The organism is Streptomyces sp. NPDC046887, from assembly GCF_040644755.1.
GTDB classification, from domain to species: Bacteria; Actinomycetota; Actinomycetes; order Streptomycetales; family Streptomycetaceae; genus Streptomyces; species Streptomyces lichenis.
Map to the genome: position 1 here is coordinate 1 of NZ_JBEYXH010000031.1, position 26,664 is coordinate 26,664.

Annotated in this window: 23 protein-coding genes; 8 read left to right on the forward strand and 15 right to left on the reverse strand. The window is 72.9% G+C overall.

The window, feature by feature from the left end; translation table 11 throughout:
- Positions 1-106 precede the first annotated feature (106 nt).
- The 4 genes from ABZ945_RS24285 to ABZ945_RS24300 all read right to left on the reverse strand — a co-directional run bounded on the left by ABZ945_RS24285 (position 107) and on the right by ABZ945_RS24300 (position 3,827).
- Complete coding sequence (locus ABZ945_RS24285; RefSeq protein ID WP_361273177.1) at positions 107-967, reverse strand: MetQ/NlpA family ABC transporter substrate-binding protein; 861 nt, start codon at positions 965-967, stop codon at positions 107-109.
- A gap of 88 nt (positions 968-1,055) precedes the next feature.
- Positions 1,056-1,727: a methionine ABC transporter permease gene (locus ABZ945_RS24290; protein WP_361273179.1), complete on the reverse strand. Its 672-nt coding sequence runs from the start codon at positions 1,725-1,727 to the stop codon at positions 1,056-1,058.
- A complete protein-coding gene (locus tag ABZ945_RS24295) occupies positions 1,724-2,791 on the reverse strand; it encodes an ATP-binding cassette domain-containing protein (RefSeq protein ID WP_361273182.1) in 1,068 nt (355 codons plus the stop codon). The genes ABZ945_RS24290 and ABZ945_RS24295 overlap by 4 nt, the downstream gene beginning before the upstream one ends.
- A 388-nt stretch (positions 2,792-3,179) precedes the next feature.
- Positions 3,180-3,827, reverse strand: a complete 648-nt coding sequence (locus tag ABZ945_RS24300; protein WP_361273336.1) for an HAD-IA family hydrolase — start codon at positions 3,825-3,827, stop codon at positions 3,180-3,182.
- Positions 3,828-4,049: 222 nt separating this feature from the next.
- Here ABZ945_RS24300 and ABZ945_RS24305 point away from each other — a divergent pair, with 222 nt between their 5' ends.
- Together ABZ945_RS24305 and ABZ945_RS24310 are read left to right on the forward strand one after the other, a co-directional pair.
- Positions 4,050-4,412, forward strand: a complete 363-nt coding sequence (locus tag ABZ945_RS24305) for a hypothetical protein (RefSeq protein WP_361273184.1) — start codon at positions 4,050-4,052, stop codon at positions 4,410-4,412.
- Position 4,413: 1 nt separating this feature from the next.
- Positions 4,414-4,851 carry a hypothetical protein gene (locus ABZ945_RS24310; RefSeq protein ID WP_361273187.1) on the forward strand — a complete coding sequence of 146 codons (438 nt, stop codon included), beginning with the start codon at positions 4,414-4,416 and terminating at the stop codon, positions 4,849-4,851.
- Positions 4,852-4,926: 75 nt separating this feature from the next.
- Here ABZ945_RS24310 and ABZ945_RS24315 read toward each other — a convergent pair whose 3' ends face one another.
- Both ABZ945_RS24315 and ABZ945_RS24320 read right to left on the reverse strand, forming a co-directional pair.
- Positions 4,927-5,409, reverse strand: coding sequence for a GNAT family N-acetyltransferase (locus tag ABZ945_RS24315; RefSeq protein WP_361273190.1), 483 nt, complete (start codon positions 5,407-5,409; stop codon positions 4,927-4,929).
- A 234-nt stretch (positions 5,410-5,643) separates the two neighbouring features.
- Positions 5,644-6,798: a glycerophosphodiester phosphodiesterase gene (locus ABZ945_RS24320; protein ID WP_361273193.1), complete on the reverse strand. Its 1,155-nt coding sequence runs from the start codon at positions 6,796-6,798 to the stop codon at positions 5,644-5,646.
- A 304-nt stretch (positions 6,799-7,102) separates the two neighbouring features.
- On the opposite strand from ABZ945_RS24320, the gene ABZ945_RS24325 reads away from it, so the two are divergent.
- Positions 7,103-7,810, forward strand: a complete 708-nt coding sequence (locus tag ABZ945_RS24325) for a lysophospholipid acyltransferase family protein (protein WP_361273338.1) — start codon at positions 7,103-7,105, stop codon at positions 7,808-7,810.
- 71 nt (positions 7,811-7,881) lie between these two features.
- Here the strand turns inward: ABZ945_RS24325 and ABZ945_RS24330 are convergent, their stop codons facing one another.
- From ABZ945_RS24330 to ABZ945_RS24345, 4 genes are all read right to left on the reverse strand, one after another.
- The gene (locus tag ABZ945_RS24330) at positions 7,882-9,426 is read right to left on the reverse strand and encodes an MFS transporter (RefSeq protein WP_361273196.1); all 1,545 of its coding nucleotides are present in this window, start codon (positions 9,424-9,426) and stop codon (positions 7,882-7,884) included.
- A complete protein-coding gene (locus tag ABZ945_RS24335; RefSeq protein ID WP_361273199.1) occupies positions 9,423-9,974 on the reverse strand; it encodes a helix-turn-helix domain-containing protein in 552 nt (183 codons plus the stop codon). The genes ABZ945_RS24330 and ABZ945_RS24335 overlap by 4 nt, the downstream gene beginning before the upstream one ends.
- A 167-nt stretch (positions 9,975-10,141) precedes the next feature.
- Positions 10,142-11,578, reverse strand: coding sequence for an argininosuccinate lyase (argH, locus tag ABZ945_RS24340; RefSeq protein ID WP_361273201.1), 1,437 nt, complete (start codon positions 11,576-11,578; stop codon positions 10,142-10,144).
- 131 nt (positions 11,579-11,709) lie between these two features.
- On the reverse strand, positions 11,710-12,903 hold the full coding sequence (locus tag ABZ945_RS24345) for an argininosuccinate synthase (protein ID WP_361273204.1): 1,194 nt from the start codon (positions 12,901-12,903) through the stop codon (positions 11,710-11,712).
- 170 nt (positions 12,904-13,073) lie between these two features.
- Between ABZ945_RS24345 and ABZ945_RS24350 the strand changes: the two genes are divergently transcribed.
- Genes ABZ945_RS24350 through ABZ945_RS24370 form a run of 5 tightly spaced genes read left to right on the forward strand, consistent with a single transcriptional unit; the run spans position 13,074 to position 21,034 of the window.
- Positions 13,074-14,372: a hypothetical protein gene (locus tag ABZ945_RS24350; protein WP_361273207.1), complete on the forward strand. Its 1,299-nt coding sequence runs from the start codon at positions 13,074-13,076 to the stop codon at positions 14,370-14,372.
- Positions 14,373-14,427: 55 nt separating this feature from the next.
- On the forward strand, positions 14,428-15,021 hold the full coding sequence (locus ABZ945_RS24355; RefSeq protein WP_361273210.1) for a pyridoxamine 5'-phosphate oxidase family protein: 594 nt from the start codon (positions 14,428-14,430) through the stop codon (positions 15,019-15,021).
- 33 nt (positions 15,022-15,054) lie between these two features.
- Positions 15,055-20,067, forward strand: a complete 5,013-nt coding sequence (locus tag ABZ945_RS24360) for a caspase family protein (protein WP_361273212.1) — start codon at positions 15,055-15,057, stop codon at positions 20,065-20,067.
- Positions 20,064-20,435 (forward strand): hypothetical protein, encoded by a 372-nt coding sequence (locus ABZ945_RS24365; RefSeq protein WP_361273214.1) that lies wholly within the window; start codon positions 20,064-20,066, stop codon positions 20,433-20,435. Before ABZ945_RS24360 ends, ABZ945_RS24365 begins: the two co-directional genes overlap by 4 nt.
- Positions 20,432-21,034, forward strand: coding sequence for a hypothetical protein (locus ABZ945_RS24370; protein ID WP_361273217.1), 603 nt, complete (start codon positions 20,432-20,434; stop codon positions 21,032-21,034). Before ABZ945_RS24365 ends, ABZ945_RS24370 begins: the two co-directional genes overlap by 4 nt.
- Before the next feature lie 42 nt (positions 21,035-21,076).
- On the opposite strand, the gene ABZ945_RS24375 is transcribed toward ABZ945_RS24370, so the two are convergent.
- Genes ABZ945_RS24375 through argC form a run of 5 tightly spaced genes read right to left on the reverse strand, consistent with a single transcriptional unit; the run spans position 21,077 to position 25,931 of the window.
- A complete protein-coding gene (locus ABZ945_RS24375) occupies positions 21,077-21,640 on the reverse strand; it encodes an arginine repressor (protein WP_361273219.1) in 564 nt (187 codons plus the stop codon).
- Between the two features lie 7 nt (positions 21,641-21,647).
- On the reverse strand, positions 21,648-22,844 hold the full coding sequence (locus ABZ945_RS24380; protein ID WP_361273222.1) for an acetylornithine transaminase: 1,197 nt from the start codon (positions 22,842-22,844) through the stop codon (positions 21,648-21,650).
- A complete protein-coding gene (gene argB / locus ABZ945_RS24385) occupies positions 22,841-23,758 on the reverse strand; it encodes an acetylglutamate kinase (RefSeq protein WP_361273225.1) in 918 nt (305 codons plus the stop codon). The genes ABZ945_RS24380 and argB overlap by 4 nt, the downstream gene beginning before the upstream one ends.
- Positions 23,755-24,906, reverse strand: coding sequence for a bifunctional glutamate N-acetyltransferase/amino-acid acetyltransferase ArgJ (argJ, locus tag ABZ945_RS24390; protein ID WP_361273228.1), 1,152 nt, complete (start codon positions 24,904-24,906; stop codon positions 23,755-23,757). Before argJ ends, argB begins: the two co-directional genes overlap by 4 nt.
- Positions 24,903-25,931 (reverse strand): N-acetyl-gamma-glutamyl-phosphate reductase, encoded by a 1,029-nt coding sequence (gene argC, locus ABZ945_RS24395; RefSeq protein WP_361273231.1) that lies wholly within the window; start codon positions 25,929-25,931, stop codon positions 24,903-24,905. The genes argJ and argC overlap by 4 nt, the downstream gene beginning before the upstream one ends.
- Between the last annotated feature and the right edge of the window lie 733 nt (positions 25,932-26,664).

Genomic DNA, 26,664 nt, shown 5'->3' on the forward strand with positions numbered 1-26,664 from the left:
GAGCGGAGCCGCGCACGCTGCTGTTCGAATCTCGCGGTCGTCGGGTCGGTTCCGGTCATCGCTTCTTCCCCCTGCCCTCGGGCACCCGGGTGCGTTTCGGCGGGGGTTACTTGACCGCGCCGAAGGCCGGGACGACGGCGCCGTCCTGGTGGCTGTCCTCGATGTACTTCTTCACCTCGGGCGAGTTGAGGAGCTTGGCGAGCTTCTGCACCCGCGGGTCCTTCTCGTTGCCCTTCTTCACGGCGAGGAAGTTGGCGTAGGGGTTGCCTTCGGTCTTCTCGGAGGCGATGGCGTCCTTGGCGGGGCTGAGCTTGGCCTCGATGGCGTAGTTGCCGTTGACGACCGCGGCGTCCACGTCGTTGAGGGCGCGGGGCACGGTGGCGGCCTCCAGCTCCTTGAACTCCAGCCCCTTCTTGTCGGTGACGTCGGAGAGGGTGGCGTTGGAACCGACGCCGGCCTTGAGGGTGATCACCCCGTTGTCGGCGAGCAGCTTGAGGGCGCGGCCGCCGTTGGTGGTGTCGTTGGGGATGGCGATGGACTGGCCGGCCTTGAGGCCCTTGATGTCCTTGACCTTCTTGGAGTAGAGGGCCAGGGGCTCCAGGTGGACGTTGACGACGGGCACGATGTGGGTGCCCTGCTTCTTGTTGAAGTCGTCCAGGTACGGCTTGTGCTGGAAGTAGTTGGCGTCGACCTGGCCCTCGTCGGTGGCGGTGTTGGGCAGGACGTAGTCGGTGAACTCCTTCACCTCCAGCTTGAGTCCGGCCTTCTCCGCCAGGTTGTCCTTGACGTAGTTCAGGATGTCGGCGTGCGGCGTCGGGGAGGCCGCGACGACCAGCGGCTTGTTCGGGTCGGCCTTGGCCCCGTCGGTGGAGGAGGACGGGTCGGAGGCGGTGCCGCAGGCGGTGAGGCCGAGGGCGAGGACGGTGATGCCGGCGAAGGCGGCCAGGGAGGTGGTGTTCTTGCGCACGAAGAGTGCCTCTTTCAGGGTGGTGCGGACTGCGCCCGGACAAGGAGTGCGGGCTGGGGAGGGAGGTGTGCGGGGCGCCCGGGGCGGGTCAGCTCGCGGTGCGGCCGCGGCGGGCCAGCAGCCGGATCACGCCGTCGCCGATCAGCTGGGCGAGGGTGACCAGGACGATCAGCACGGCGACGGTGACCAGCATGAACGCGGTGTCGAAGCGCTGGTAGCCGTAGGTGACGGCCTTGGAACCGAGGCCTTCGCCGCCGACCGCGCCGGCCATCGCCGAGTAGCCGACGAGGACGATCACGGTGGTGGTGGTACCGGCGACCAGGGACGGCAGGGCCTGCGGGAGCAGCACCTTGCGGATGATGGTGGGGACGGAGCCGCCCATCGACTGCACGGCCTCGACCAGTCCGTGGTCCACCTCGCGGATCGCGGTCTCGACCAGGCGGGCGAAGAACGGGATGGCGCCGATGGCGAGCGGCACGATCATCGCGGTGGGGCCGATGAAGGTGCCGACGACCAGCTTGGTGAACGGGATCAGCGCGATCAGCAGGATGATGAACGGCAGCGAGCGGCCGATGTTCACGATCACGCCGACGACCTTGTTGACCGGGCGGTTCTGCAGCAGCCCGCCCTTGTCGGTGAGGACCAGCAGGATGCCGAGCGGCAGTCCGCCGAGGACCGAGACGACGGTGGCCCACAGGACCATGTAGAGGGTGTCGATGGTGCCCTGGGTCAGCAGGGGCTGCATCTGGGACCAGCTCACTTGGCGGCCTCCTTGACCAGGGTTTCGGTGACCGGGGCGGGGGTGGCGGTCTCGGTGTCGCCGGCGGGCACGATGTCGACCTGGAGTCCCTGCTCGCGCAGGAAGCCGACGGGGACGACGTTCTCCTCGTAGCGGCCGGGCAGTTCGATCCGCATCCTGCCGACCTGGCGGCCGCCGATGGTGTCCATGGCGGCGCCGAGGATGGAGATGTCGATGTTGTAGGTGCGCGACAGCTGGGAGATGACCGGCTGGGTGGCGGTCTCCCCGTGGAAGGTGACGTCGATGACGGTGCTGTCCGGGCCGGAGGCGTCGCCGGTGACCGGGAACAGCTCGCGGGCCAGCTGGGAGCCGGGGGTGGCGAGCAGGTCGGCGAGGGTGCCGGTCTCCACGACCTTGCCGTGCTCCATCAGCGCGGCGGAGTCGCAGACGGTCTTGACGACGTCCATCTCGTGGGTGATCAGCAGCACGGTCAGCCCGAGCTGCCGGTTGAGGTCGCGCAGCAGCTGGAGGATGGAGCGGGTGGTCTCGGGGTCCAGGGCGCTGGTGGCCTCGTCGGAGAGCAGCACCTTGGGGTTGCCGGCCAGGGCGCGGGCGATGCCGACGCGCTGCTTCTGGCCGCCGGAGAGCTGGGCGGGGTAGGCCTTGGCCTTGTCGGCGAGGCCGACCAGGTCGAGGAGTTCCAGCGCGCGGCGGGTGCGTTCGGCGCCGGAGACGCCGAGGATCTCCAGGGGCAGTTCGACGTTGTCCCGGACGGTGCGCGAGGACAGCAGGTTGAAGTGCTGGAAGACCATCCCGATCCGGCTGCGGGCGGCCCGCAGGTCCTTGTTCGGGCGGCGGCCGCGACCGGCCAGGGCGGTGAGGTCGGTGCCGTCCACGGTCACGGTGCCGGAGGTGGGGCGCTCCAGCAGGTTGACGCAGCGGATGAGGGAGGACTTGCCGGCGCCGCTCTGGCCGATGACGCCGAAGACCTCGCCCTCGCGGACATGGAGGTCGACGCCGTCCAGAGCGGTGACCTGGCGGCCTCGCGACTGGTAGACCTTGGTCAGGCCCTTGGTGGTGATCACAGGGTTTCCGTCACTGTCGAGTGCGCGGCGCGGATGGTGCCGGGCACGGGGCATTCGTCGGTCCGACGTGGCACGGCTGATCGCGGCGGGGTGGCCGGGGCGGCGCGTGCGCGGGGCCGGCGCGGCCCGCCGGATGGTGGCGGACGGGCGGCGGTGCGGGTGGGGTGGCAGGGCACTCGCTTCGGGGCGCGAGGCTCAGGCAGGGGCCCTCAGAAGGCGCACATTCGACACATACAACGAGCACCGGGCGTCAGGGTCGCCTCGGTCGCAGGGGTGCGGTTGCTCGTCGTGGTCATGGGCGCCAGTAAAGCAGAAGGGGATTCGGAGCCCGGAAGTCTGTCCGAATAGCGGACTTCATTGTCGCGCCATGTGGACGGGGCGGGCTCGGTCAGGGGTGAGTGGAGACCTCCACTCCCCCGGCGCTGACCTGCACGGACACCCCGGAGAGGTCGGTGGTGACGGCGTCCGCGGACAGCTCCTCGCGGCGGTGGGTTGTGGCCAAGGCCACGGTCCGCATCCCGGCCGCCCGGCCCGCGGCCAGTCCGGCGGGGGCGTCCTCGAAGACCACGCAGGCGGCCGGGTCGACGCCGAGCCGGGCGGCGGCCAGCAGATAGGGCTCCGGGTCGGGTTTGCCCCGGGTGACGTCCTCGGCGCACACCAGCACGGGCGGCGCTATGCCCACCTCGCGCAGCCGGGCGTCGGCGAGCGGACGGGTGGCGGAGGTGACCACCGCCCAGCGCCCCTCGGGCAGCGCGCCGAGCAGGTCCTTGGTGCCGGGCAGCAGCTCCACCCCGCCGGGTACGTCCTCGACCTCCAGCTCCTCGATCCGGGCCAGCGCCCCGGCGACCCGCTCGGCGGGCAGCAGCTCGGCGATGATCTCGACGGCGGGGCGGCCGTGCAGCTCCACCCGGGCGAAGTCCTCGGCGGACACCCCGTACTCCCGGGCCCACCGGGTCCAGCAGCGGCGGACGGATTCCAGGGTGGAGACAAGGGTGCCGTCGTTGTCGAACAGGAGTGCCTGGGCGTGGAAGGTCATGGTCATCGACCCTACGGTTGCCGGGCGGGCGGCGGGGCCACCGGGGGCCGGGGCTGGGGGCTGGTGAGCGGGCCGCCGTCCCGGGGGGCGGGGCACCAGCCGTGGACCGCCGTCCCGGGGGCGGTCGGGGGGCGGTCGGGGGGCTTTCAGGGGGTGGCCCGGGTCCGTCGTAGCCCGGGGGCGGTCAGGGAGTGGCCCCGGGTCCGTAATAGTCTCGGGCGCATGCTCGTCGCCCTGACGGTCGCCCTCTCGGCGGCCGCGCTCGCCCTGGCCGCCTGGTGCGGTTTCGCCGCCTTCCGGGACCAGCCCACCAAGGACTGGCACTTCATCGGCATGGCCGTGGTGACGGTGCTGGCGCTGGCGCAGCTGGTGGTGGGCGTGGTGCGGCTGGCGCAGGGGGCCGAGGCCGAGGAGGGTACGGCGATCTTCGTGTCGTACCTGGTCGGGGCGTTCCTGGCGATCCCGGCGGCCGGCTTCATGTCGCTGGTGGAGCGGAGCCGCTGGGGTTCGGCGGTGGTCGCCGCCGGCGGGGTGGTCCTGGCGGTGCTGGAAGTGCGGCTGCACGACATCTGGACGGTGGGCTGAGATGGGTGAGCGGACCGAGGAGCGGCGGGACGTGCCGGAGGCCGCCGGCGGCAACCGGCTGGTGAAGGGCCCCGGCATCCTGCTGGTGTGGCTGTACGGGGTGATGTCGGTCGGCTCGGTGTCCCGTTCGGTCTACGAGGTGGCGACCAAGTTCGCGCACGCGCCGCTGCCCTACTCGCTGTCCATGGTGGCGGCCGTCGTCTACTGCTTCATCACCTACACCCTGGTACGCGGCGGGGAGACGGCCCGCCGGGCGGCGCTGGTGTGCTGCGCCGCCGAGCTGGTGGGCGTGCTGGCGGTGGGGACGTGGACGCTGGCGGACCCGGGCGCCTTCCCCGACTCCTCGGTCTGGTCGGAGTACGGGATGGGCTATCTGTTCATCCCGGTGCTGCTGCCGGTGACGGGCATCGCCTGGCTGCGCAGGACCCGGGCCGCCTGAGCGGGGTGGACGGGCGGCCGGCTTCGGGCCGCCTGCTCTCATACGGCGGTCAGGCCGCCCGCTCCCGTACGGCGGTCAGGCCGCCTTCTCCAGGGTGACCACGGTGAGCCGGGGCCCGATCTGCTCGGTGCCGACCGCCGCGTACCCCTTCTTGCGGTAGAGGCGGAGGTTGCCGTCGCTGCGGTGGCCGGTGAACAGCTGGAAGCGCTTGGCGGCGGAGGCCGCGTCCTCGGCGAACCGCCGCTCGATGGCGTCCAGCAGCCGCCCGCCGAGGCCGTGCCGGCGCAGCCGGGGGTGGACGATCAGCTTGGCGATCCTGGCCGTGCCCGTCTCGTCCAGCTCCCCGCGTACGGAGGCGATGACCTCGTCGCCGAGGCGCGCCACCAGCGCGTGGCCGCGGGCGAGTTCGGCCCGCAGGTCGTCGAGGGACTGGGTGAGCGGCTCGATGCCGTAGTCGCCGTACAGCTCGGCCTCGCTCTGGTAGCACAGGTACTGCAGCTTGAGGATCTGCTCGACGTCCCGCTCGTCCGCCGCTTGGATGGTCACGCTCATGCCCATGTGTGCATGCCTCCGGCTCACCTGATGCGCCCTGTCGGTCTACCGCACCCTTCCCGAAGTGGGGCTGCGGCAACCTCTGTCGGGAGCATTCTGCTCAGTGATCCCAGGTCACCGGAACGCTTCGACCTGGAAGATCACTGTGAGATAGCCGACTCCCCTGCGAATTGTCGGTATACGGGGGTGGGGAGCGGTGACTTCCTCGGTGGGCCGGAGGCGCGGCGGCCGTAGCGGGGGTCAGTCGCGGGCGTCCCGGTGGTCGGCGGCGGCCAGCAGCCCGGTGTCCGGCTGGTCGGTGAAGATGCCGTCGATGCCGGTGGCGAAGTAGGCCCGGTAGGCGCCGAAGGCGTCCCCGTAGGCGTTCGGGTCGGTGCCCCGGCGGAAGTCGGCGGGCAGGAAGCTGTTCTCGTTGCGCAGGGTGTACGGGTGGAGGACCAGGCCCCGGGCGTGCGCGTCCCGCACCAGGGTGGTGGGGCGGCCCAGGCGGCCGTCGGCGGTACGCGGGATGATCAGGTCGAGGGTGGGGCCGATGCCCTGGGCGTAGCGGGCGATCTCCTTCAGCCCGGCCGGGGTGATCAGGTCGGCGACGGTGCGCGGGTCGCCGGACTCGGTGAAGTCCCAGGGGCGGGACTTCGCGTCGGAGAGCAGCACCACCCTGGGAGTGGAGACCAGCCGGGCGAGCCGCTGGATGCTGGTGGGCTCGAAGGACTGGAGGAACATCGGCGCGTCGGCGCGGTGCCGGCCGTGGCGGCGCAGCAGCGCGGCGAGCGGCTCCTCCAGGCCGAGGCCGAGCTTCCGGAAGTAGGTGGGGTGCTTGGTCTCGGCGTGCAGCCAGACCGGGCGGCCGCGGCGGCGGCCCTCGCGGTCGGCCCAGCGCAGCACCTCGGCGAAGGTGGGCACGGTCCAGCGGCCGTCGTAGAGGGTGTTCTCCTGGCGGACGGCCGGGATGCGCTCCTTGGCCCGCAGGGTCTTCAGCTCGGCGAGGGTGAGGTCCTCGGTGAACCAGCCGGTCAGCTTGACCCCGTCGACGGTCTTGGTGGTGCGCAGGGAGGCGAACTCGGGGCGGTCGGCGATGTCGGTGGTGCCGGTGATGTCGTTCTCGTGGCGGCAGACCAGATGGCCGTCCCGGGTGGGGACGAGGTCCTGCTCGATGATGTCGGCGCCCATGTCCAGGGCGAGCTGGTAGGAGCCGAGGGTGTGCTCGGGCCGGTGGCCGCTGGCGCCGCGGTGGGCGATGACCGCCGGGACCGGCAGCCTGGCGCCGGAGCCGTGGCCGCCGGTGCGGGCCTGGGCGGTGCCGGCCGCCGCGGTGGCGGTGAGGGCGGCCGAGCCGAGCACGGCCGCGCCGATCATGGTCCGTCGGCCGGGTCCGCGCCGCTCGCCCTGGGTCATGGGGTTCTCCTTCGTCCGGGGGCTCGCGGCCCGTCCGCCGTTCTCGGTCACTCTCACCGTCACCGTCACCATCACCGGAATCGCGGTACGGATGCGGTGACGGTCCGAACCTAGGGGGTGGTCGGCCCGGTCGGATACACGGGCGGGGACCCCGGAGCGAACGGCGGGAAAACGCTGGGTGGTCCCCCGCGGGTCGCGGGTAAGCGCGGTGGTGCGCGCGGCGGGTACAGCCACGGCCGGGTCAATATCGCGTTTCGGCTGCGTCAACCCGAGGTGCGACCGGGGGTGACCCGCGAGTATCGTCCTGAACCGCACACCGGCTCACTATTCGGAGGACTCGTTGTCCCGCTTCGCCGTCTTCAAGGCAGTGCTCGGCCCGGTTCTGCGGCTGTGGTTCCGCACGCGTCTGGAGGGGATGGAGAACATCCCGGGCACCGGACCGGTGCTGCTGGCGGGCAACCATCTGACGTTCATCGACTCGATGGTGCTGTCGGTGGTCTGCGAGCGCCAGGTCAGCTTCATCGGCAAGGACGAGTATGTGACCGGCACGGGGCTGAAGGGCCGGCTGATGGCCTGGTTCTTCACCGGCTCGGGCATGGTCCCGGTGGACCGGGACGGCGCCAACGGCGGGGTCGCCGCGCTGATGACGGGCCGCCGCATCCTGGAGGAGGGGCGGGTGTTCGCCATCTACCCCGAGGGCACCCGCTCCCCGGACGGCCGGCTGTACCGCGGCCGCACCGGCGTCGCCCGGCTGACGCTGATGACCGGTGCCCCGGTGGTGCCCTTCGCGGTGATCGGCACCGACAAGCTCCAGCCGGGCGGCGCGGGGCTGCCCCGGCCGGGCCGGGTGACGGTCCGCTTCGGGGAGCCGATGGAGTTCTCCCGCTACGAGGGCATGGACCGCGACCGCTATGTGCTGCGGGCGGTGACCGACTCGGTGATGGCCGAGGTGCTGCGGCTGTCGGGGCAGGAGTACGTGGACATGTACGCCACCAAGGCGAAGGCCGCGTAGCGCCGGTACGCACACGAAGGCGCCGCCCCCGCACCCTGACGTCAGGGTGCGGGGGCGGCGTCGTGGTGGTCTCAGGGGTGCTCGACGCCCTCTTCCAGCTTCTGGCCCTTCAGCAGGAACCAGGCGGCGACCGCGGCGGCCAGCAGGACGGCCGCGCCGGCGCCGGAGGCCAGGTGCAGTCCGTGTACGAAGGAGTCCTGCGCGGCGGTGACCAGGGCGTCACCGGTGGCCGGCGGCAGCGCCGAGGAGGCCTCCACCGCACCGCCCAGCGACTCATGGGCCGCGGCCTTGGCCTCGGCCGGGACGCCCGACGGGGTGGGGAAGCCCCGGTAGACGCCGGTCACGATGGAGCCGAGCAGGGCGATGCCCAGGGCCGCGCCGAGCTCGTACGCCGTCTCGGAGACCGCGGAGGCGGCCCCGGCCTGCTCCTTGGGCACCGTGGAGAGGATGACGTCGGCGGTGACGGTGAACGCGAAGCCCGCGCCGACGCCGACCACCAGCAGGCTGGCGCCGAGCGCCGGGTAGCCGGTCTCCCGGTCGAGCGTGGTGAGCACCGCCAGCGCCAGGCCGACGGCGGCGAGCCCGCCCGCGACCACCGCGCGGACCGAGAAGCGCCGGGCGACGGCACCGGCGATCAGACCGGCGGTCACGGCGCCGATGGCGGCGGGCAGTTCGGCCAGGCCCGCCTCCAGCGGTCGGCGGTCCTGCACCAGCTGGAGGAACTGGGACAGGAAGAACACCAGACCGGACAGCCCGAGGATGGTCAGCAGGTCGGCGAGGACCGCGCCGGAGAAGCCCCGGTGGTGGAAGAGCCGCACATCGAGCAGCGGCGCGGGGAGCTTCAGCTGCCGCCGGGCGAACCAGATCAGCGCGGTGAGGCCCAGCACGGCCGCCGCGGCGGCGTCCGGCCGGAACCCGTACGCGGCCAGCTCCTTGATCGCGTACACCACGCCGATCATGCCGACCAGCGAGAGCCCCACGCTCGGCAGGTCCCAGGGTCCGGGGGCCGGGTTCTTGGACTCCGGGATGAACTTGGCGCCGACGACCACCAGCACCACCATCACGGGCAGGTTGATCAGGAAGACCGAGCCCCACCAGAAGTGCTCCAGCAGGAAGCCGCCGACGACCGGGCCGACGGCCGCGCCGGCCGAGGCCATGGCGCCCCAGATGCCGATCGCCAGGCTGCGCTCGCGCGGGTCGTGGAAGAGGTTGCGGATGAGCGCCAGGGTGGACGGCATCAGGGTGGCACCGGCCACGCCGAGCAGCGCCCGGGCGACGATCATCATCTCGGGGGTGGTGGCGTACGCGTTGAGCACGGAGACCGCGCCGAACGCGGTGGCGCCGACGAGCAGCAGCTTCTTGCGGCCGATGCGGTCGCCGAGGCTGCCCATGGAGACCAGCAGTCCGGCGATGACGAACGAGTAGACGTCACCGATCCACAGCAGCTGGGTGCCGGTGGGCTCAAGGTCCTCGCTGAGGAACGGCGTCGCCAGCCCCAGCACGGTGGCGTCCACCGCCACCAGCAGTACGGCCAGCACGAGTACGGCCAGTGCCAGCCAGCGGCCCGGGCTGCGGACGGTCTCCGCTTCCGCGGTGAGCCGGTCGGTACGGGTCATTTCTCCACGCTCCTGCGCGCTCCGCCGAGCAGCAGCTCGGCGATCATGTATGGGAAGTCCTTGCCGGCGACCCGGCCGTCCTGGACGGCCCAGGCGCAGCTGCCGACCAGTCCGTAGAAGGCCTCGGTCAGCCAGGCGGGGGTGAGGTCGATCCGGAACTCGCCGCGCTCCTGGCCCCGCCGGAACAGGGCGGCGACCGCGGCGTCGATCCTGGCCCAGCCCTCGTTGACCTGCTCGCCCTCGAAGAGCTGGTTCTCGGTGACCAGGAAGGCGAGCAGTCCGCTCACCGGCTCCACCTCGGCGATCAGCCGGCGCAGCGCCTGCTCGGCGGAGTCCTCGTCCAGCCGGGCGGCCGCCACGGCCGCCTCGCACTCCTGGAGGCCCAGTGCCTCCAGCGCCCGGACCAGGGCGTCCCGCCCGGCGAAGTGCCGGTGCAGGGTGGCGCGGCCGATGCCCGCGGCCCGGGCGACCTCGTCCATGGTGGCGGTCGCCTTGCGGGTCAGGAGGGCGGCGGCGGTGCGCAGCGCCTGCTCACGGTCGACAGTCATGAGACAAGCATACATCGAATGAGACATTGATGTCTCATAAGCGGTTCTCATGTCTCACGAGAGGAGGGAAGGCTGAGGACTGATGTTCCCGGTGGCGGGCAGCGAAAGGCGCCGCCGTCCGGGGGGTTCCGGACGGCGGCGCCTTCGGTGAGTGGAGGCCCTGGGGCTCAGCCGACGGGCTTCCTGGCGTCCGCCCAGGCGTGCTGGATGACCAGGTCGGCCTTGACCTCGGCGAGCTGGGCGGCCACCGCGGAGGGGGCGGTGCCGCCGCGGCCGTCCCGGGAGGCGAGGGCGCCGGGGACGTCCAGGACGGTGCGGACCTCCGGGGTGAGGTGCTCGGAGATCTTGGCGAACTGCTCGTCGGTGAGCTCGTCCAGCTCGATCCCGGCGGCCTCGCACTCCTTGACGCACTCGCCGGCCACCTCGTGGGCGACCCGGAACGGCACGCCCTGCTTCACCAGCCACTCGGCGATGTCGGTGGCGAGCGAGAAGCCCGCCGGGGCCAGCTCCTCCATCCGCTCCCGGTGGACGGTGAGGGTCGCCATCATGCCGGTGAGGGCCGGCAGCAGCACCTCCAGCTGGTCGCAGGAGTCGAAGACCGGCTCCTTGTCCTCCTGGAGGTCGCGGTTGTAGGCGAGCGGCAGCGCCTTGAGGGTGGCGAGCAGCCCGGTGAGGTTGCCGATGAGGCGGCCGGACTTGCCCCGGGCCAGCTCGGCGATGTCCGGGTTCTTCTTCTGCGGCATGATCGAGGAGCCGGTGGAGAAGGCGTCGTGCAGGGTGACGAAGGAGAACTCCTTCGTGTTCCAGATGATGACCTCCTCCGCGATCCGGGAGAGGTTGACGCCGATCATCGCGGTGATGAAGGCGAACTCGGCGGCGAAGTCGCGCGAGGCGGTGCCGTCGATGGAGTTGGCCGCGCTGCCGTTCTCGAAGCCCAGGTCGCGGGCGACCGCGCCCGGGTCGAGCCCGAGCGAGGACCCGGCCAGGGCGCCGGAGCCGTACGGGGAGACGGCGGTCCGCTTGTCCCACTGGCGCAGCCGCTCGGCGTCCCGGGAGAGCGCCTGGACATGGGCGAGCACATGGTGGGCGAAGAGCACCGGCTGGGCGTGCTGGAGGTGGGTGCGGCCGGGCATCGCGGTGTCCGGGTGCGCCTCGGCCAGGCCGACCAGAGCATCCTGGAGATCGGCGATCAGCCCGCCGATGATCCGGGCGTGGTCGCGCAGGTACATCCGGAAGAGGGTGGCGACCTGGTCGTTGCGCGAGCGGCCGGCCCGCAGCTTGCCGCCCAGGTCGGGGCCGAGCCGCTCCAGCAGCCCGCGCTCCAGGGCGGTGTGGACGTCCTCGTCGGCGATGGTGCCGGTGAAGGAGCCGTCGGCCACGTCCGCCTCCAGCCGGTCGAGACCGTCGATCATGCGGGCCAGCTCGTCGGCGGTGAGCAGCCCGGCCCCGTGCAGCACCCGGGCGTGAGCGCGGGAGCCGGCGATGTCGTACGGCGCCAGGCGCCAGTCGAAGTGCACGGACGCCGACAGCTTGGCCAGGGCCTCGGCGGGACCGTCGGCGAAACGGCCGCCCCAGAGCCGGACGTCACCGGTGTTGCTGCTCACTGCTGTTGCTCCTCGTCGGTGGTACGCGTGGTGCGGGCGGTGGTCGTGATGGTGATGGCGGTGGTCGAACGAGCGGGGCGGGGGCCGGGTCACGCGCGTGCCCGGCCCGGCCCGGACGGGCGGGACGGCCGTCAGACCAGGTCGCGCTTGGCGGCGATCTTCGAGGAGAGGGCGAAGATGTCGATGAAGCCCTGCGCCTTGGACTGGTCGAAGGTGTCGCCGGAGTCGTAGGTGGCGAGGTTGAAGTCGTACAGCGACTCCTCGGACCGGCGGCCGGTGACCACCGCGCGGCCGCCGTGCAAGGTCATCCTGATGTCCCCGGAGACATGCTGGTTCGCCTCGTTGACGAAGCCGTCCAGGGCGCGCTTCAGCGGCGAGAACCAGAGGCCGTCATAGACCAGCTCGCCCCAGCGCTGCTCGACCTGCCGCTTGTAGCGGGCCAGCTCGCGCTCGACGGTGACGTTCTCCAGCTCCTGGTGGGCGGTGATCAGCGCGAGGGCGCCGGGCGCCTCGTACACCTCCCGGGACTTGATGCCGACCAGCCGGTCCTCGACCATGTCGATCCGTCCGACGCCCTGGGCCCCCGCGCGCTCGTTGAGCTGCTGGATGGCCTGGAGGACGGTGACGGGCGTGCCGTCGATCGCCACCGGGACGCCCGCCTTGAAGGTGATCACGACCTCGTCGGGCTCGCGCGGGGTGGCGGGGTTGGCGGTGTACTCGTAGACGTCCTCGATCGGCGCGTTCCAGATGTCCTCCAGGAAGCCGGTCTCCACGGCCCGGCCGAAGACGTTCTGGTCGATGGAGTACGGGGACTTCTTGCTGGTGGCGATGGGCAGCCCGGCCTTCTCGGCGAAGGCGATGGCCTTGTCCCGGGTCATCGCGTAGTCCCGGACCGGGGCGATGCACCGCAGATCGGGGCCGAGGGCCTGGATACCGGCCTCGAACCGCACCTGGTCGTTGCCCTTGCCGGTGCAGCCGTGGGCGACGGTGGTGGCGCCGTGCTTGTGGGCGGCGGCGACCAGGTGCTTGACGATGGCGGGCCGGGAGAGCGCCGAGACCAGCGGATAGCGGTCCATGTAGAGCGCGTTGGCCTTGATCGCCGGGAGGCAGTACTCCTCGGCGAACTCGTCCCGGGCGTCCGCGACCTCGGCCTCCACCGCGCCGCAGGCGAGCGCGCGCTTGCGGATGACGTCCAGGTCCTCGCCACCCTGGCCGACGTCCACGGCGACGGCGACGACCTCGGCGCCCGTCTCCTCGGCGATCCAGCCGATGGCGACGGAGGTGTCCAGTCCGCCCGAGTAGGCGAGTACGACGCGCTCGGTCACGGCTTACTCCTTACGAATTGCATGCACTGTTGGGTATAACTATGCGGACCTCCGTATGGTTTGTCAAAGGGGATGGGGAAAGGGTGTGGATAGCTTGGGCGCCTAACGGCCTGGTCAGGCCCGGGAAATTGGGGCGCGGGCGGCCTCGCCGCGCGGCTAGCCTCCCCTGTATGACCCGCATGACCCGCCGATTCCTCACCGCGCCCCCTGCCGACCCGCTTACCGACGGCCGTCTGCCGGACGTCGGGGACGCGGAGGGCTGGATCGCGCTGGACGCCGAAGTGCGCTGGCGGCCGTGGGAGGAGCTACCGGCGGACCGGGGCCGGGCCGCGTCCACTACCCCCGCCACCCCGCCCGAGCGGCCCGAGCTGCTGCTCTGCCACCACGATGGCCGGATACGCGAAGCCGCGCTGCCGCATGCGGTGCGGGACCGCCGGCTGCTGCCGCTGCTGGTGATCCGGTGCGCCGACTGGGCACCGCCGGTGCGGGCACGGGCCCGGGAGCTGTTCGCGGGGCTGTTGCAGACCGGCTTGGCAGCGGAGGCGATGGCCGCGCTCGCGCCGGTCGCGCTGCGGATGGCGCGGGGTGAGCGGGGGGTGTACGTCCGGGACGCGGTGGTGGAACGGCTGCGCGCGGCCCCGTATGAGGTCTTGGCGCCGCTACTGTCCAGCGAGGACCGGGTGGTGCGGCGGTTCGCCTGGCGGCTGGTCGCCGAGCGCCGGCTGCTCGGCCCGGCGGAGTTCGCCCGTAGCGCCGCCGAGCACCCGGACCAGGCCGTCCGGACCCTGTGCGCGGACGCGGCGCTGGCGGTGATGGACGAGGGCGCCCCCGGGGAGGTGCTGGGACCGCTGCTCGCCTCCCGGCTGCCCATGGTGCGGTCGGCCGGGGTGACCGCACTGCGCCGGGCGGGCCGGGTGGTGGAGGCGGAGCCGTATCTGCTGGACCGCTCCGGGCTGGTGCGCGCCTGTGCGCGGTATGTGCTGCGCTCCGGGGGCGCGGAGCCGGTCCTCCGCTACCGGGAGTGGTGCGTCGCCGGGGCGAGCCACGTGCCTCCGGTGGCGCCGCTGGGGCTCGCGGAGTGCGGGGAGCGGCGGGACGCGGAACTGCTGCGGCCGCTGCTGGACCATCCCGTGGCGGGCGTGCGGGCCCGGGCGGTCGTCGGATTGCGGCTGTTGGACGCGACCGGCGGCGAGGTGGAGCGGCTGCGGGCGCTGCTGGACGACCCGGCGGCCGGGGTCGTCCGGGAGGCGGTGCGGGCCCTGCTCCCGTACACCTCTCGGCTGGACCCGGACTGGTTGCTGGGCCGGGTCGACGCCGCACTCCCCCGCCAGGTGCGGCAACCCGCCTTCCGGTTGCTGCTGGCGCAGGGCCGGCCGGGCGTCTGCCGGGCCGCCGCCCTGCGGCTGGCGGACGACCCGCTGCCCAAGCTGCGGGAGCGGGCGGCGCGGGTGCTCCGCGAGCACGGATAGCTGTCGGGTGCGCCGGGCTGGAGGGCGGCTGGGCGGAGGGGGGAGGATCGAGGCCATGGGAAAGACATATGAACGTATCGACGGTCGGCTGCGGGAGTTCATCGAGGCACAGCCCATCTTCTTCACCGCGACCGCGCCGCTCGCCGGCGACGGCACGGTGAACCTCTCCCCCAAGGGGGTCACCGGCTCGTTCGCCGTACTGGACGAACACACCGTCGCCTACCTGGACTTCGCCGGTTCCCACTCCGAGACGGTGGCCCATCTGCGGGAGAACGGCCGGATCACCCTGATGTGGTGCGCCTTCCAGGGACCGCCCAACATTGTGCGGGTGCACGGCCGGGGTGAGCCGGTCTTCCGCGACGACCCCCGCTTCCCGGAGCTGCTGGCCCGGTTCGACGGGGTGGACCCCGAGCGGCACGGGCTGCGGGCGATCATCGTGGTGACGGCCGAACTGGTGCGGGACAGCTGCGGGTATGCGGTGCCGTTCATGGCGTACGAGCAGGACCGGGACCTGCACGCCCGGCGGTTCGCCCGGGAGGACGACGACTCGCTGAGCCGCTACTTCGAGAAGAAGGAGCACATCGCCAGCAGCATCGACGGACTGCCGGGGCTGCCGCTGCCGTTGCCGCCCACCCCTCACATTGCCTGATCTTCGCCCTCCCGGGCCGCTTTCGGTGGCAGCATGGCCACGGGAGGCGGAATGGCGGGGGATGTGCGCAGGGCGCTGCTGATCGGGGTGGGCCGCGCGCCCGCGGCGGACGGTGTGCTGGAGCCGCTGGACGAGCCGGTGACGGCCGATCTGCACAACTTCGGCGCCTCGCTGCAGAGTTCGGGGTACGAGGTGGAGATCCTCCGCGACCCCGCGCGTAACGAGATCACCCAGCGGCTGTACGAGCTGTCGGAGGCGATGCCGCCCGGTGGCACCCTGCTGCTGCACTTCACCGGCCATGGGGTGCGCATCGGCTCGGCGGACTATCTGCTGCCCGCCGACGCCCGGGCCCCGCAGGGCGAGGGCGACGACTGGGATCTGCCGTACATCAGGGACTCGCTGCTTCCCGCCGATATCAGCCCGTATCTGGCTGCCTGCCGGGCGCGGACGGTGATCTGGCTGATCGACGCCTGCCGTGACGGAGTCGGACCAGGTGCTGATGCGGAGCACGGCTTCGGCAGCCGGGTGGACCACGGTCGGCCGAGCGGCCAGTACGCGGTGCTGACCGGCTGCGGGCCGGGCGAACGCTGTGGCTACGGCCCGGCCGGCAGCCACTTCACCTCGGCGCTCGCGCACGCCTTCGGCGATATGACGCCCGCGCGGACGCTGGACGAGGTGTACGAGGCGGTCAGGGCCCGTACCGGCGCCCTCGCGCGCCGGACGGGCAACCGCCAGACCCCGGCGGTGCGCTACGGCCTCGACCTGGAGCCGGAGACCCGGGCCACCGTGGTCTGCGAGGGGCGACGGCTGCTGGAATCGTGGCAGGAGGCGGTGGCGGCCACTCCGGTCTGGGACCGGGTGCGCCCGGAACACGCGGACACGGCCGACCGGTTACGGGAGCGGATCGGGCCGGTGGTGGAGGCGGCGGCGCGGACGGTCCACCTGGCTCAGCAGCGGATGCCGGATCCATGGGCGGACGACGACTTCCCCGTCCGGCTGTTGCGCGACCGGCTGCCGCTGCTGCTGCCGAAGGAAGGGGTGTTGACGGCCGTGGAGGCCGCGGCGCTGATCGTCAGCCCGTTCCTGCACGAGGCGGCGTGGGCGCGGCGGTTGAGCGAGGCGGTGGACATCGGGACTTCGGTGACCGGGCGGGTGAGCGGCGCGGACGAGCGGCGCAAGCTGTACGAGCAGGTGGTGGAGCACCATCCGGAGATCGCCGACAAGCTGCCCGAGGGGCGGGGGCGGTCGCCGGAGGAGCGGCGCGGTGCGGAACTGTGGCTGGTGCACCGGTGGATCGCCGAGCGGCTGGAGACGGACGAGGTGCCGATCGCGACGTCGGAGGCGGTGCCCGCGGCGGCCGCCCTGCTCGGGGCCGCCGGGCCGGACGCGTCCGGCCCGGCGGCGGAGTTCGCCGGTGACCTGGCGGTGCTGGCGGCGGCGCTGAGCCTGGGCTGCCCGGAGGCGGAGTCGACCCCGGTCCGCTACCGGGTGGACGGCTGCGGGGCGGCCCAGGTGCTGCGGCTGCGCCCGCTGGCCGGGCTGCTGCGGCTGGCGGCGGTGCTGTCGTTGGACGTCCGGGCCCTGCCGGAGGTGGCCGCGGAGCACTTGGCGGTGGCCGACGGCGTACTGCCCCGGGACGTCGTCAACGTGGTGCGGGCGGCGGCCTGGGACGCGGGGCCCGACGGGCTCGATCTGGACGCCGTCTGCCCGCATCCCGCACTGCACGCGGCCCTGTCCGAGGCGGTGGAGCGGGCCGACGAGCGGGCGGCCCGGCTGCGTGAAGACGCCGGGCGGCTCTCCGCACCGGAGGCCGCACTGCTGGCGGTCCTGCCGGGGCGGGTCATCGGGCGCGGGCTTCGCCCGGCGGTGGACGGCTCCGGCGGCAAGGCGTACGGACTGCCTCTGCTGCGCTTCCGATTGGCGCAGACCGAGGTGCGGCGGCTGCTGATGGGCGAGCAGTTGTACGGCGGGAGACCGGAGCTGGCGCTGCGGGAGCTGTACCAGAACGCCCTGGACGCCTGCCGCTACCGGGCCATGCGCTGGCGCTACCTCCGCTCGCGCGGCGGGCACCCGGGCGACTGGGCGGGGGCTATCGACTTCACCGAGGGCGGGGACGAGCGCGGCCGGTACGTGGAGTGCGGGGACAACGGGGTCGGCATGGACGTGGAGCAGCTGCGCTCCACGTTCACCCGGGCGGGCCGCCGGTTCGAGGACTCGCGCGCCTTCCGGCGGGAGCAGGCGGCCTGGCTGCGGCACGACCGCGAGCTGCGGCTGTATCCCAACAGCCGTTTCGGCATCGGGGTGTTCAGCTACTTCATGCTCGCCGAGGAGATGACGGTACTCACCCGGCCGGTGGCGGCCGACGGCTCGCTGGCCCGGGACGCCCTGCGGGTGGACATCGCGAGCAGCGGCAGCATCTTCCGCATCCGGGAGGTGCGCGGGGTGGACGCGGGGCTGCCGGAGGGCGGGACGCGGGTGCGGCTGTATCTGCGGGAGGGGGTGGGGGTGTCGTGTACGGAGACGCTGCGGGAGCAGGTGCGGGTCTGCGAGTTCGCGCTGCGGACCGCGGACGCGGCGGGACGGGAGCACAGCTGGGCGCCGGGGCGGCTGGACCTGTCCGACCGGACGGCCGGCGCGGCTTCGGCGCGGGTCGCATCGGAGGTGCTGTGGTGGGTGAACGGCCAGGGCGCGATCCTCTGTGACGGGATCGCCACCGACCAGCGGCCCTTCGGCTACGTCCTGAACCTGACCGGGCGGTACGCGGGTGAGCTGAGCGTGGATCGCGGCACCCTGCACTCCTACGACCGCGGTTGGGCCATGGAGGAGCTGGCCCGGGGCACCGGGGCGCTCGCGGGGTGGCTGGGCACGCGGATGGACTGGCTCTGGATGATGGAGGCGGAAGACCTGGCGTTGACCCGCCGGATCTGGGAAGGTCTGCGGGGCCGGGGAGTGCGGACGGGTCTGGAGCAGGCGCCGGACGCCTGGGACCTGGACGCCATCGGCTGCTTCGTCTGGGACAGCGAGTTGGTCGGACGACGGGCCAAGCCCAGGTGGACGCCCCGCCTGCCGGAGATGCACAGACGCCCGCGAGGGCCCGCCTCCGCATGGCGGCAGGCGGTCCTGGCCGTGAAGCCGTATGAAGGCGAAGCACCCCCGCCCGCCTCCACGGACGGTCACCCGGTGCCCGCCCCGGGGTGGGGGCTTGCCGCGGTCGACGTCACCGCCGACTGGCGCCACGCCGTGCGCGCGGCCTTCGCCCAGGGCGACACCGTGGGCGACGTCCTGCGGACTGCCCGCGCCCTGCGCGTCGCACACCCGGACCTGGCTCCGCCGCCGGTGCGGTCCGCGGATCCGGACTGGTGCCCCTCACTGCTCGACAACCACCTCATGATCGGACTGGGCGGCACGGCCTCGTTCCCGGAGCCCTACGAGCGGTCGCCCGGCTCAGACCTCTGCGCGCACCATCCCACCGACCTACGGGGCCTGGTGCAGACGTCCTGGTCGGTGGCACAGCCCCTGGGCCGGCTGGCCGAGGCGCTCCAGCGGTACCAGCCCTTCTTGGCGGCGCCCGTGCCGGTGCCGCCGCCGGGGATGCGAGACCATGTCTGCGCGCCGGCCGACCACCAGGTCTTCTACATGCGGGACGGTGACCGGCTCCGCCCGGTCCGGTGGCCGTGGGACGTCGTGCGGGCCGCGCGCGCTCTGGACCGTGACCCGGCGAGCGTCGTGGAGCACCTGGCAGGCTTCGCCTGGCTCGGCTGGACGGCTCCGGACGCCGGGGCGGTCCAGCGGTGGAACCAGGTCCCCGAGGAACTGCTGAGCCTGCTGGCAGGGTCACTGCTGGAACCGGAGGACCCGCACACGGAGCTGGCCTGGGGGGCGACGGTGAAGCTCGCCGCGCTCCGCCGTACCCACCTGTCCGCCGCCGAGCGGGAGGCCGCCCACTGGGCCGGTGTGCTCGGCCTGCGCCACGAGACTCGTTCCCGGGCCGGGGCCGCCCCGCGGGATCCGCTGGCTCCCAGCGTGCTCGAAGAACTCGACACGTTGTTCGGCCCGGACCTGCCCTTCGGTCCGCTGCCGGTGCGGGCGGTGGTGGAGGCGTGGCCTGACCACGGGGCGTGGGTCCTGCTCTCCGAGGCCCTGGAACGACTGGAGAACGCCGGGCTGGACACCCAGGCGGCCGCGGCCTTCGTGGACGCCTGGATCGCCATGAGCCCGGCGGGCCGGTACCTGCTGACCGGCCATCGGCAATTCGGCCTGGGGAACGGCCTGACGCCCCCCACGGCCTCCGCCCTGTACGCCGCGGCGGCATCCGACGACCTGTCACTCGCCGAACTGTGGCAGACCGCCGAACGGGAGCTGGCCGGTTCCGGTCTCCCGCTGCCGCCCCTGCCCGGGCATCTGGCCGAGGTCCGCCCCGGGCGCCATCCGGGCGGGGTGCTGCTGCGGGTGCCGACGTTCCCGCCGGCGTGGGGGCCGGACTGGGCACCTGTGGGCGCGTCCGACCTGGTGGAGCACGTCGCCGCGAGGATCGGCGGCCCTCGCAGCGTCTACCGGCGCCTCGCGCCCTTCCGGGAGCTGGGCGCCCTCGTGCCGGTCCTGACCGAGGCGGAGGTCGCCGCCCTGCCCGACACCCGGCCCGACCTGCGGGACCAGCACGCCCTGAAGAACGAGTACCGCGCTTCCCCGCCCGGCTCCCCCCTCGTCCCTCTCGACCTGGTCAGCGTCGCCGCCCGCCTCGGCGAGCCGGTCGCCACCACCTGGCGGCGCATCGAGCCGTACCTCCCGTTCGAGGCCGTGCCGCCCGCCCTCCCCTCCCTCGACGCTCCGGCCACCACCGACGTCCTCCCGCTCTGGCAGGACCTCATCCTGCTGTCCCGGCACGCGGACGGGATGCTGCCCGCGCTGGAGGGTGAGGTGACCGGGGCGGAGCTGGCGTTCGCGGCGGTGGCCGTCGGGGAGAGCGAGGCATGGGTACGGGGGCGGTTGGAGTTGTACGCGGCCCTGTTCGGGCTGCGGCTGCCGGAGGAGGGGACGGGGACATGAGCCAGGTGCCGCAGCACGCCACCACGTTGGAGTACGCGGAGGTGGACGTCGGGGTGGTGGACCGCGCCGGGTTCGTCCAGCAGCCGGCGGCCGGGGGCGGGGTCATCGTCGCGGGGGTGTGCCCGCGGTGCTTCGGGACCACGGCGACCGAGTACGGCTTCGGGCTGCCGGGGACGGGCACCAAGGGCGGGCTGTTCTCCTGGCGGCGGCAGTCCGCGCCGGCCCCGGCACCGGACGTCATCGGCCGGGAGGTGCACTTCTGCGAGTGCCGCCATCCGCACCCGGGCCTCCCGGCGGATACCGCGTTCGTCGGGTGCGGGGCGAGCTGGCGGGCCGGGGCGGTGCCGGTCGCGGGCGGTACGCCGTGAGTGCGGCGCAGTCGGACCGGCGGTGGGCCGCGTTGGCCCGGGAGTTGGAGTTCAGCCAGTTGCCCGAGCTGCGCCGGCAGGCGGAGGGGTGGCGGACCGGGCTCACCGGGCTGACCGCGCTGCTGGCGGTGCTGACCGTGGTGAAGGGGCAGGAGCAGCTGTCCGGGCTGCCGGAGGCGGCGGGGCGCTGGGCGATGGGGCTGGCGGGTTCGGCGTTCGTGGTGCTGGTGGCGGGTGCGCTGCTGGCGGTGCGGGCGGCGCATGGGCGGCCCGGTCAGGACATCCTGCTGGGCGGGCAGACGCTGAAGGCGTGGACCGGGGAGGAGATCGGGCGGGTACGGCGGGCGCTGCGGTGGGCGGCGGGGTGCTGCCTGCTGGGGCTGGTGCTGGCGGTGGCGGCTACGGGGGTGGTGTGGACGGCCGCCGAACCGGCCCGCCATCTGGTGCGGGTGTCCACGCCGTCCGCCGAGGTGTGCGGGGAGCTGGTGAAGGCGGACGGGAAGGGGGTGGTGGTACGGAGCGGGGAAGGGGCCGAGCGGAGGGTGCGGACGGTGCCGCAGGGGCGACTGGTGTCGGTGGCGCCGGTGACCGCCTGCTGAACGCCGCCGGGGCCGTAAGCCCCGTCCCCGTACAGGACTCTCCTACCGCGCCCCCTGCGCCAGCCGCAGCAGATGGTCGGCGAGGGCCTGGCCGCCCGTCGGGTCGCGGGAGATGAGGAGGAGGGTGTCGTCGCCGGCGATGGTGCCGAGGATGGCGTTCAGCTCGGCCTGGTCGATGGCGGAGGCGAGGAACTGGGCGGCGCCGGGCGGGGTGCGCAGGACGACCAGGTTGGCGGAGGCCTCGGCGGAGATGAGGAGTTCGCCGGAGAGGCGGCGCATCCGCTCCTCCTTGGCGGACTCGCCGAGCGGGGCCTGCGGGGTGCGGAAGCCGCCCTCGCTGGGCACGGCGTAGATCAGCTCACCGCCGGTGTTGCGGAGCTTGACCGCGCCCAGCTCGTCGAGGTCCCGGGAGAGCGTCGCCTGGGTGACGCTCAGCCCGTCGTCCATGAGCAGCTTGGCGAGCTGGCTCTGGGAGCGCACCGGCAGCCGGTTGAGGATGTCCACGATCCGGCGGTGGCGGGCGGTGCGGGTCTGCGGAACGGACGGGCCGCCGTGCTCGGTGTCCTGGGTGTCCTGCGTGTCCTGTGTGTCCTGGGCTTGGGTCATGGTCGCTTCACTTCCCCGTGTCGTCCTTTCCGCTCACGCTGTCCAGGACGCCGGGCAGGCTGGATAGGAAGGCGTCCACGACTTCGTCGCCGATGGTCAGCGGCGGCATCAGCCGTACCACATCGGGGGCGGGCGCGTTCACCAGGAGGCCGGCGTCCTGAGCCGCCTGCTGCACCTGGGGGGCGAGGGGCTCGGTGAGCACGATACCCAGCAGCAGCCCGGCGCCCCGGACGTGGGAGACCAGCGGGTGGCCGAGCGCCTCGATTCCGTCGCGCAGCCGCTCGCCGATCCGCTTGACCTGGTCGAGGGTGCCGTCGGTGGCGAGGACGTCGATGACGGCGAGGCCGGCGGCGCAGGCGACCGGGTTACCGCCGAAGGTGGAGCCGTGCTGGCCGGGGGCAAGCAGGTCGGCGGCGGGGCCGAAGGCGAGGGTGGCGCCGATGGGCAGTCCGCCGCCGAGGCCCTTGGCGAGGGTGACGAGGTCCGGGTCGACGCCGTGCGCCTGGTGCTCGAACCAGTGGCCGCAGCGGCCGATGCCGGTCTGCACCTCGTCCAGGACGAGCAGGGTGCCGGTGGCGCGGGTGATCTCGCGGGCGGCCTTGAGGTAGCCGGCGGGCGGGACGACCACGCCGTTCTCGCCCTGGATCGGCTCGATGATCACCATGGCGGTGTCCTCGGTGACGGCGGCGGCCAGCGCCTCGGTGTCGCCGAAGGGGACATGGGTGACGTCACCGGGGAGGGGGAGGAAGGGGCCTTGCTTGGCGGGCTGGCCGGTGAGGGCGAGGGCGCCCATGGTGCGGCCGTGGAAGCCGCCCTCGGTGGCGACCATATGGGTGCGGCCGGTGAGCCGGCCGATCTTGAGGGCGGCCTCGTTGGCCTCGGCGCCGGAGTTGCAGAAGTAGACGCGGCCGGGGCGGCCGGCGAGCTGGAGGAGCTTCTCGGCGAGGGCGACGGTCGGCTCGGCGGTGAAGAGGTTGGAGACATGGCCGAGGGCGCCGATCTGGGCGGTGACGGCCTGGACCACGGCGGGGTGGGCGTGGCCGAGGGCGTTGACCGCGATCCCGCCGACGAAGTCGAGGTACGCGGTGCCGTCGGCGTCCCAGACGGTGGCGCCCTCGCCGCGCACCAGGGGCAGCCGGGGCGTGCCGTAGTTGTTCATCAGCGAGGCGTCCCAGCGCTGCTGGAGTGTGTCGTTGGCGCTCATGCGGTGCGTCCCCCCTGGGTCGGGCCGGTGGCGTCGGGCACCACCATGGTGCCGATGCCCTCGTCGGTGAAGATCTCCAGCAGGATGGAGTGCGGGACCCGGCCGTCGATGACCCGGGCGGTGGTGACGCCGTTGCGCACGGCGTGCAGACACCCCTCCATTTTGGGGACCATGCCGCTGGACAGCTCGGGCAGCAGCTTCTCCAGCTGGGTGGCGGTGAGCTTGCTGATCACCTCGTCGCTGTTCGGCCAGTCCTCGTAGAGGCCTTCGACGTCGGTGAGGACCATCAGCGTCTCGGCGCCCAGCGCCGCAGCGAGTGCCGCAGCCGCCGTATCAGCATTGACGTTGTAGACATGGTGGTCGTCCTCGGAGCGGGCGATGGAGGAGACGACCGGGATGCGGCCGTCGGCGAGCAGGGCTTCGATGGCGCCGGTGTCGGTGGCGGTGATCTCGCCGACCCGGCCGATGTCCACCAGCTCGCCCTCGATACGCGGCTGGTGCTTGATCGCGGTGATGGTCCGGGCGTCCTCGCCGGTGAGGCCGACGGCGAGCGGGCCGTGCTGGTTGAGCAGGCCGACCAGTTCGCGCTGGACCTGTCCGGCGAGCACCATCCGGACCACGTCCATCGCCTCGGGGGTGGTGACCCGCAGTCCGGCGCGGAACTCGCTGACCAGGCCGTGCCGGTCCAGCGCCGCGTTGATCTGGGGGCCGCCGCCGTGCACCACGACCGGCTTGAGCCCGGCATGGTGGAGGAAGACGACGTCCTGGGCGAAGGCGGCCTTCAGCTCCTCGTCGACCATGGCGTTGCCGCCGAACTTGACGACGACGGTCTTGCCGCGGTGGCGGGTGAGCCAGGGCAGCGCCTCGATGAGGGTCTGCGCCTTGGGCAGGGCGTTGTGCTTCCGGGCGCTCATGAGCTGTACGCGCTGTTCTCGTGGACGTAGTCGGCGGTGAGGTCGTTGGTCCAGATGACCGCTGAGGCCCCGCCGGCGGCCAGGTCGGCGGTGATCACGATCTCCCGGTAGCGCATGTCCACCAGGCTGCGGTCCTCCCCGACGGAGCCGTTCTTGCAGACCCAGACGCCGTTGATGGCGACGTTCAGCCGGTCGGGCTCGAAGGCGGCGGAGGTGGTGCCGATCGCGGAGAGCACCCGGCCCCAGTTGGGGTCCTCGCCGTGCAGGGCGCACTTGAGGAGGTTGTTGCGGGCGATGGAGCGGCCCACCTCGACGGCGTCGTCCTCGGTGGCGGCGTTGACCACCTCGACGCGGATGTCCTTGGAGGCGCCCTCGGCGTCGCCGATCAGCTGGCGGCCGAGGTCGGCGCAGACCTCCCGTACCGCCTCGGCGAACTCCTCGGAGCCGGGGGTGGTGCCGGAGGCGCCGGAGGCGAGCAGCAGCACGGTGTCGTTGGTGGACATGCAGCCGTCGGAGTCGACCCGGTCGAAGGTGGTCCGGGTGGCCTCGCGCAGCGCCCGGTCCAGCTCGGCGGCCGGCAGGTCGGCGTCGGTGGTGAGCACCACCAGCATGGTGGCCAGGCCGGGGGCGAGCATGCCGGCGCCCTTGGCCATCCCGCCGACCGTCCAGCCGTCCCGGGTGGCCACGGAGGTCTTGTGGACGGTGTCGGTGGTCTTGATGGCGATGGCGGCCTTCTCGCCGCCGTGCGCGGACAGCTCGGCGGCGGCCTTCTCGACGCCCGGGAGCAGCTTGTCCATCGGCAGGGTGACGCCGATCAGCCCGGTGGAGGCCACCGCGACCTCGCCGGCGCCGACGCCGAGCACCTCGGCGGCCTTCTCGGCGGTGGCGTGGGTGTCCTGGAAGCCCTGGGGGCCGGTACAGGCGTTGGCTCCGCCGGAGTTGAGGACGACCGCGCGCAGCTCGCCGGCCGTGAGGACCTGCTGGGACCAGAGGACGGGGGCGGCCTTGACGCGGTTGGCGGTGAACACGCCGGCGGCGGCGCGGCGGGGCCCGGTGTTGACCACGAGGGCCAGGTCCGGGTTGCCGTTCTCCTTGATCCCGGCGGCGATGCCCGCCGCCTGGAACCCCTGTGCTGCCGTGACGCTCACGGTGCCACTCCGTTCTTGGGAAGTCCGGTCTCCTCGGGCCATCCGAGGGCGATGTTCATGCTCTGCACCGCGCCGCCGGCGGTGCCCTTGGTGAGGTTGTCGATGGCGCTGACCACGATGATCCGCCCGGCGGCCGGGTCGAGGGCGACCTGCACCTGGACGGTGTTGGAGCCGTACACCGCGCCGGTGGCGGGCCACTGGCCCTCGGGCAGCAGATGGACGAACGGCTCGTCGGCGTAGGCCTTGGCGTAGGCGGCCCGCAGCTCGTCGGCGGTGGTGCCGGGGCGGGCCTTGGCGCTGGAGGTGGCGAGGATGCCGCGGGGCATCGGGGCGAGGGTCGGGGTGAAGGAGACGGTGACCGGCTGCCCGGCCGCGGCGGAGAGGTTCTGGGCCATCTCGGGGGTGTGCCGGTGGCCGCCGCCGACGCCGTACGGGCTCATGGAGCCCATGACCTCGGCGCCCAGCAGATGCGGCTTGAGCGACTTGCCCGCCCCGGAGGTGCCGGAGGCGGCGACGACGACCGCCTCGGGCTCGGCCAGCCCCGCCGCGTACGCGGGGAAGAGCGCGAGCGAGACGGCGGTGGGGTAGCAACCGGGCACCGCGATGCGCTGGGAGCCTGCCAGCGCGGCACGGGCGCCCGGCAGCTCGGGGAGCCCGTAGGGCCAGGTCCCGGCGTGCGGGGAGCCGTAGAACGCCTCCCAGGCGGCGGCGTCGGCCAGCCGGAAGTCGGCGCCCAGGTCGACCACCAGCACCTCCTCGCCGAGCTGCTCGGCGACGGCGGCGGACTGGCCGTGCGGCAGGGCGAGGAAGACCACCTCGTGGCCGGCCAGCACCTCGGCGGTGGTCGGCTCCAGCGTGCGCTCGGCGAGCGGTGCAAGATGGGGCTGGAGCGCGCCCAGCCGCTGCCCGGCGTTGGAGTGGCCGGTCAGGGCTCCGATCTCGATCCGCGGGTGGGCGAGCAGAAGGCGCAGGAGCTCTCCTCCCGCGTATCCGCTCGCTCCCGCCACTGCTGCTCGTATGGCCATCGGCCCTCCCTCAGTCGTGGCATGACTATACAATTCTCGGTACTTTTATGCAACGAGGATTGGGGGGATATGCGGGCCGGGCTCCGGCATCGTTGCTGGTGAGCGGGTTGGTCGGGGTGTTGGTCGGTGGTTGGTTGGCGGTTGATGGGTGGTTGATGGGTGGTTGGTCGACCCTGAGCAGCTGTGGCCCGGGGCCGTCAGTCCGGTACCAGGCCGCCGGTGAGGTTGAGCTCGGTGGCGGTCATGGTGCGGGTCCGGTCGGAGGCGGCGAAGACCGCGGCGTTGGCCACGTCGCCGTAGGCCGGGCGCTCGGTCGATGCCGTGGCCCGCGGCCGCCACCGCGTCGGCGTGGCGGTCGGCGGCGCCCTCGCGCGAGAAGGCGCGGGCCGCGGTCGCCCCCACCGCTCCGGAACCGGCGTGGACGATCGCCATCTTCCCGGCCAGCGGCATGGCGCCCTCCTCGGTACGGGTGCTGACACCAGTACCGACTCGGCGGGGGGCGCGGGCTCATCGCCTACCGCCACTCTCCGGCGGGCCGCGGGACCGCCTCACGAAGGACGCCCTGCCTTGCTGGCGGGAACCGCGCCGATCAGTGACGCTTGCGGGGCAGCGACTCGCCTTGACGTGAGGCGAGTCGATCCATAGCGGCAGGGGGACCCATGCGTACCGACAGGACCAGCCCCGCGTTCGAACTCCGCTTCGGCGGGGTGCACGTGACTGTTCAGCGGGTACC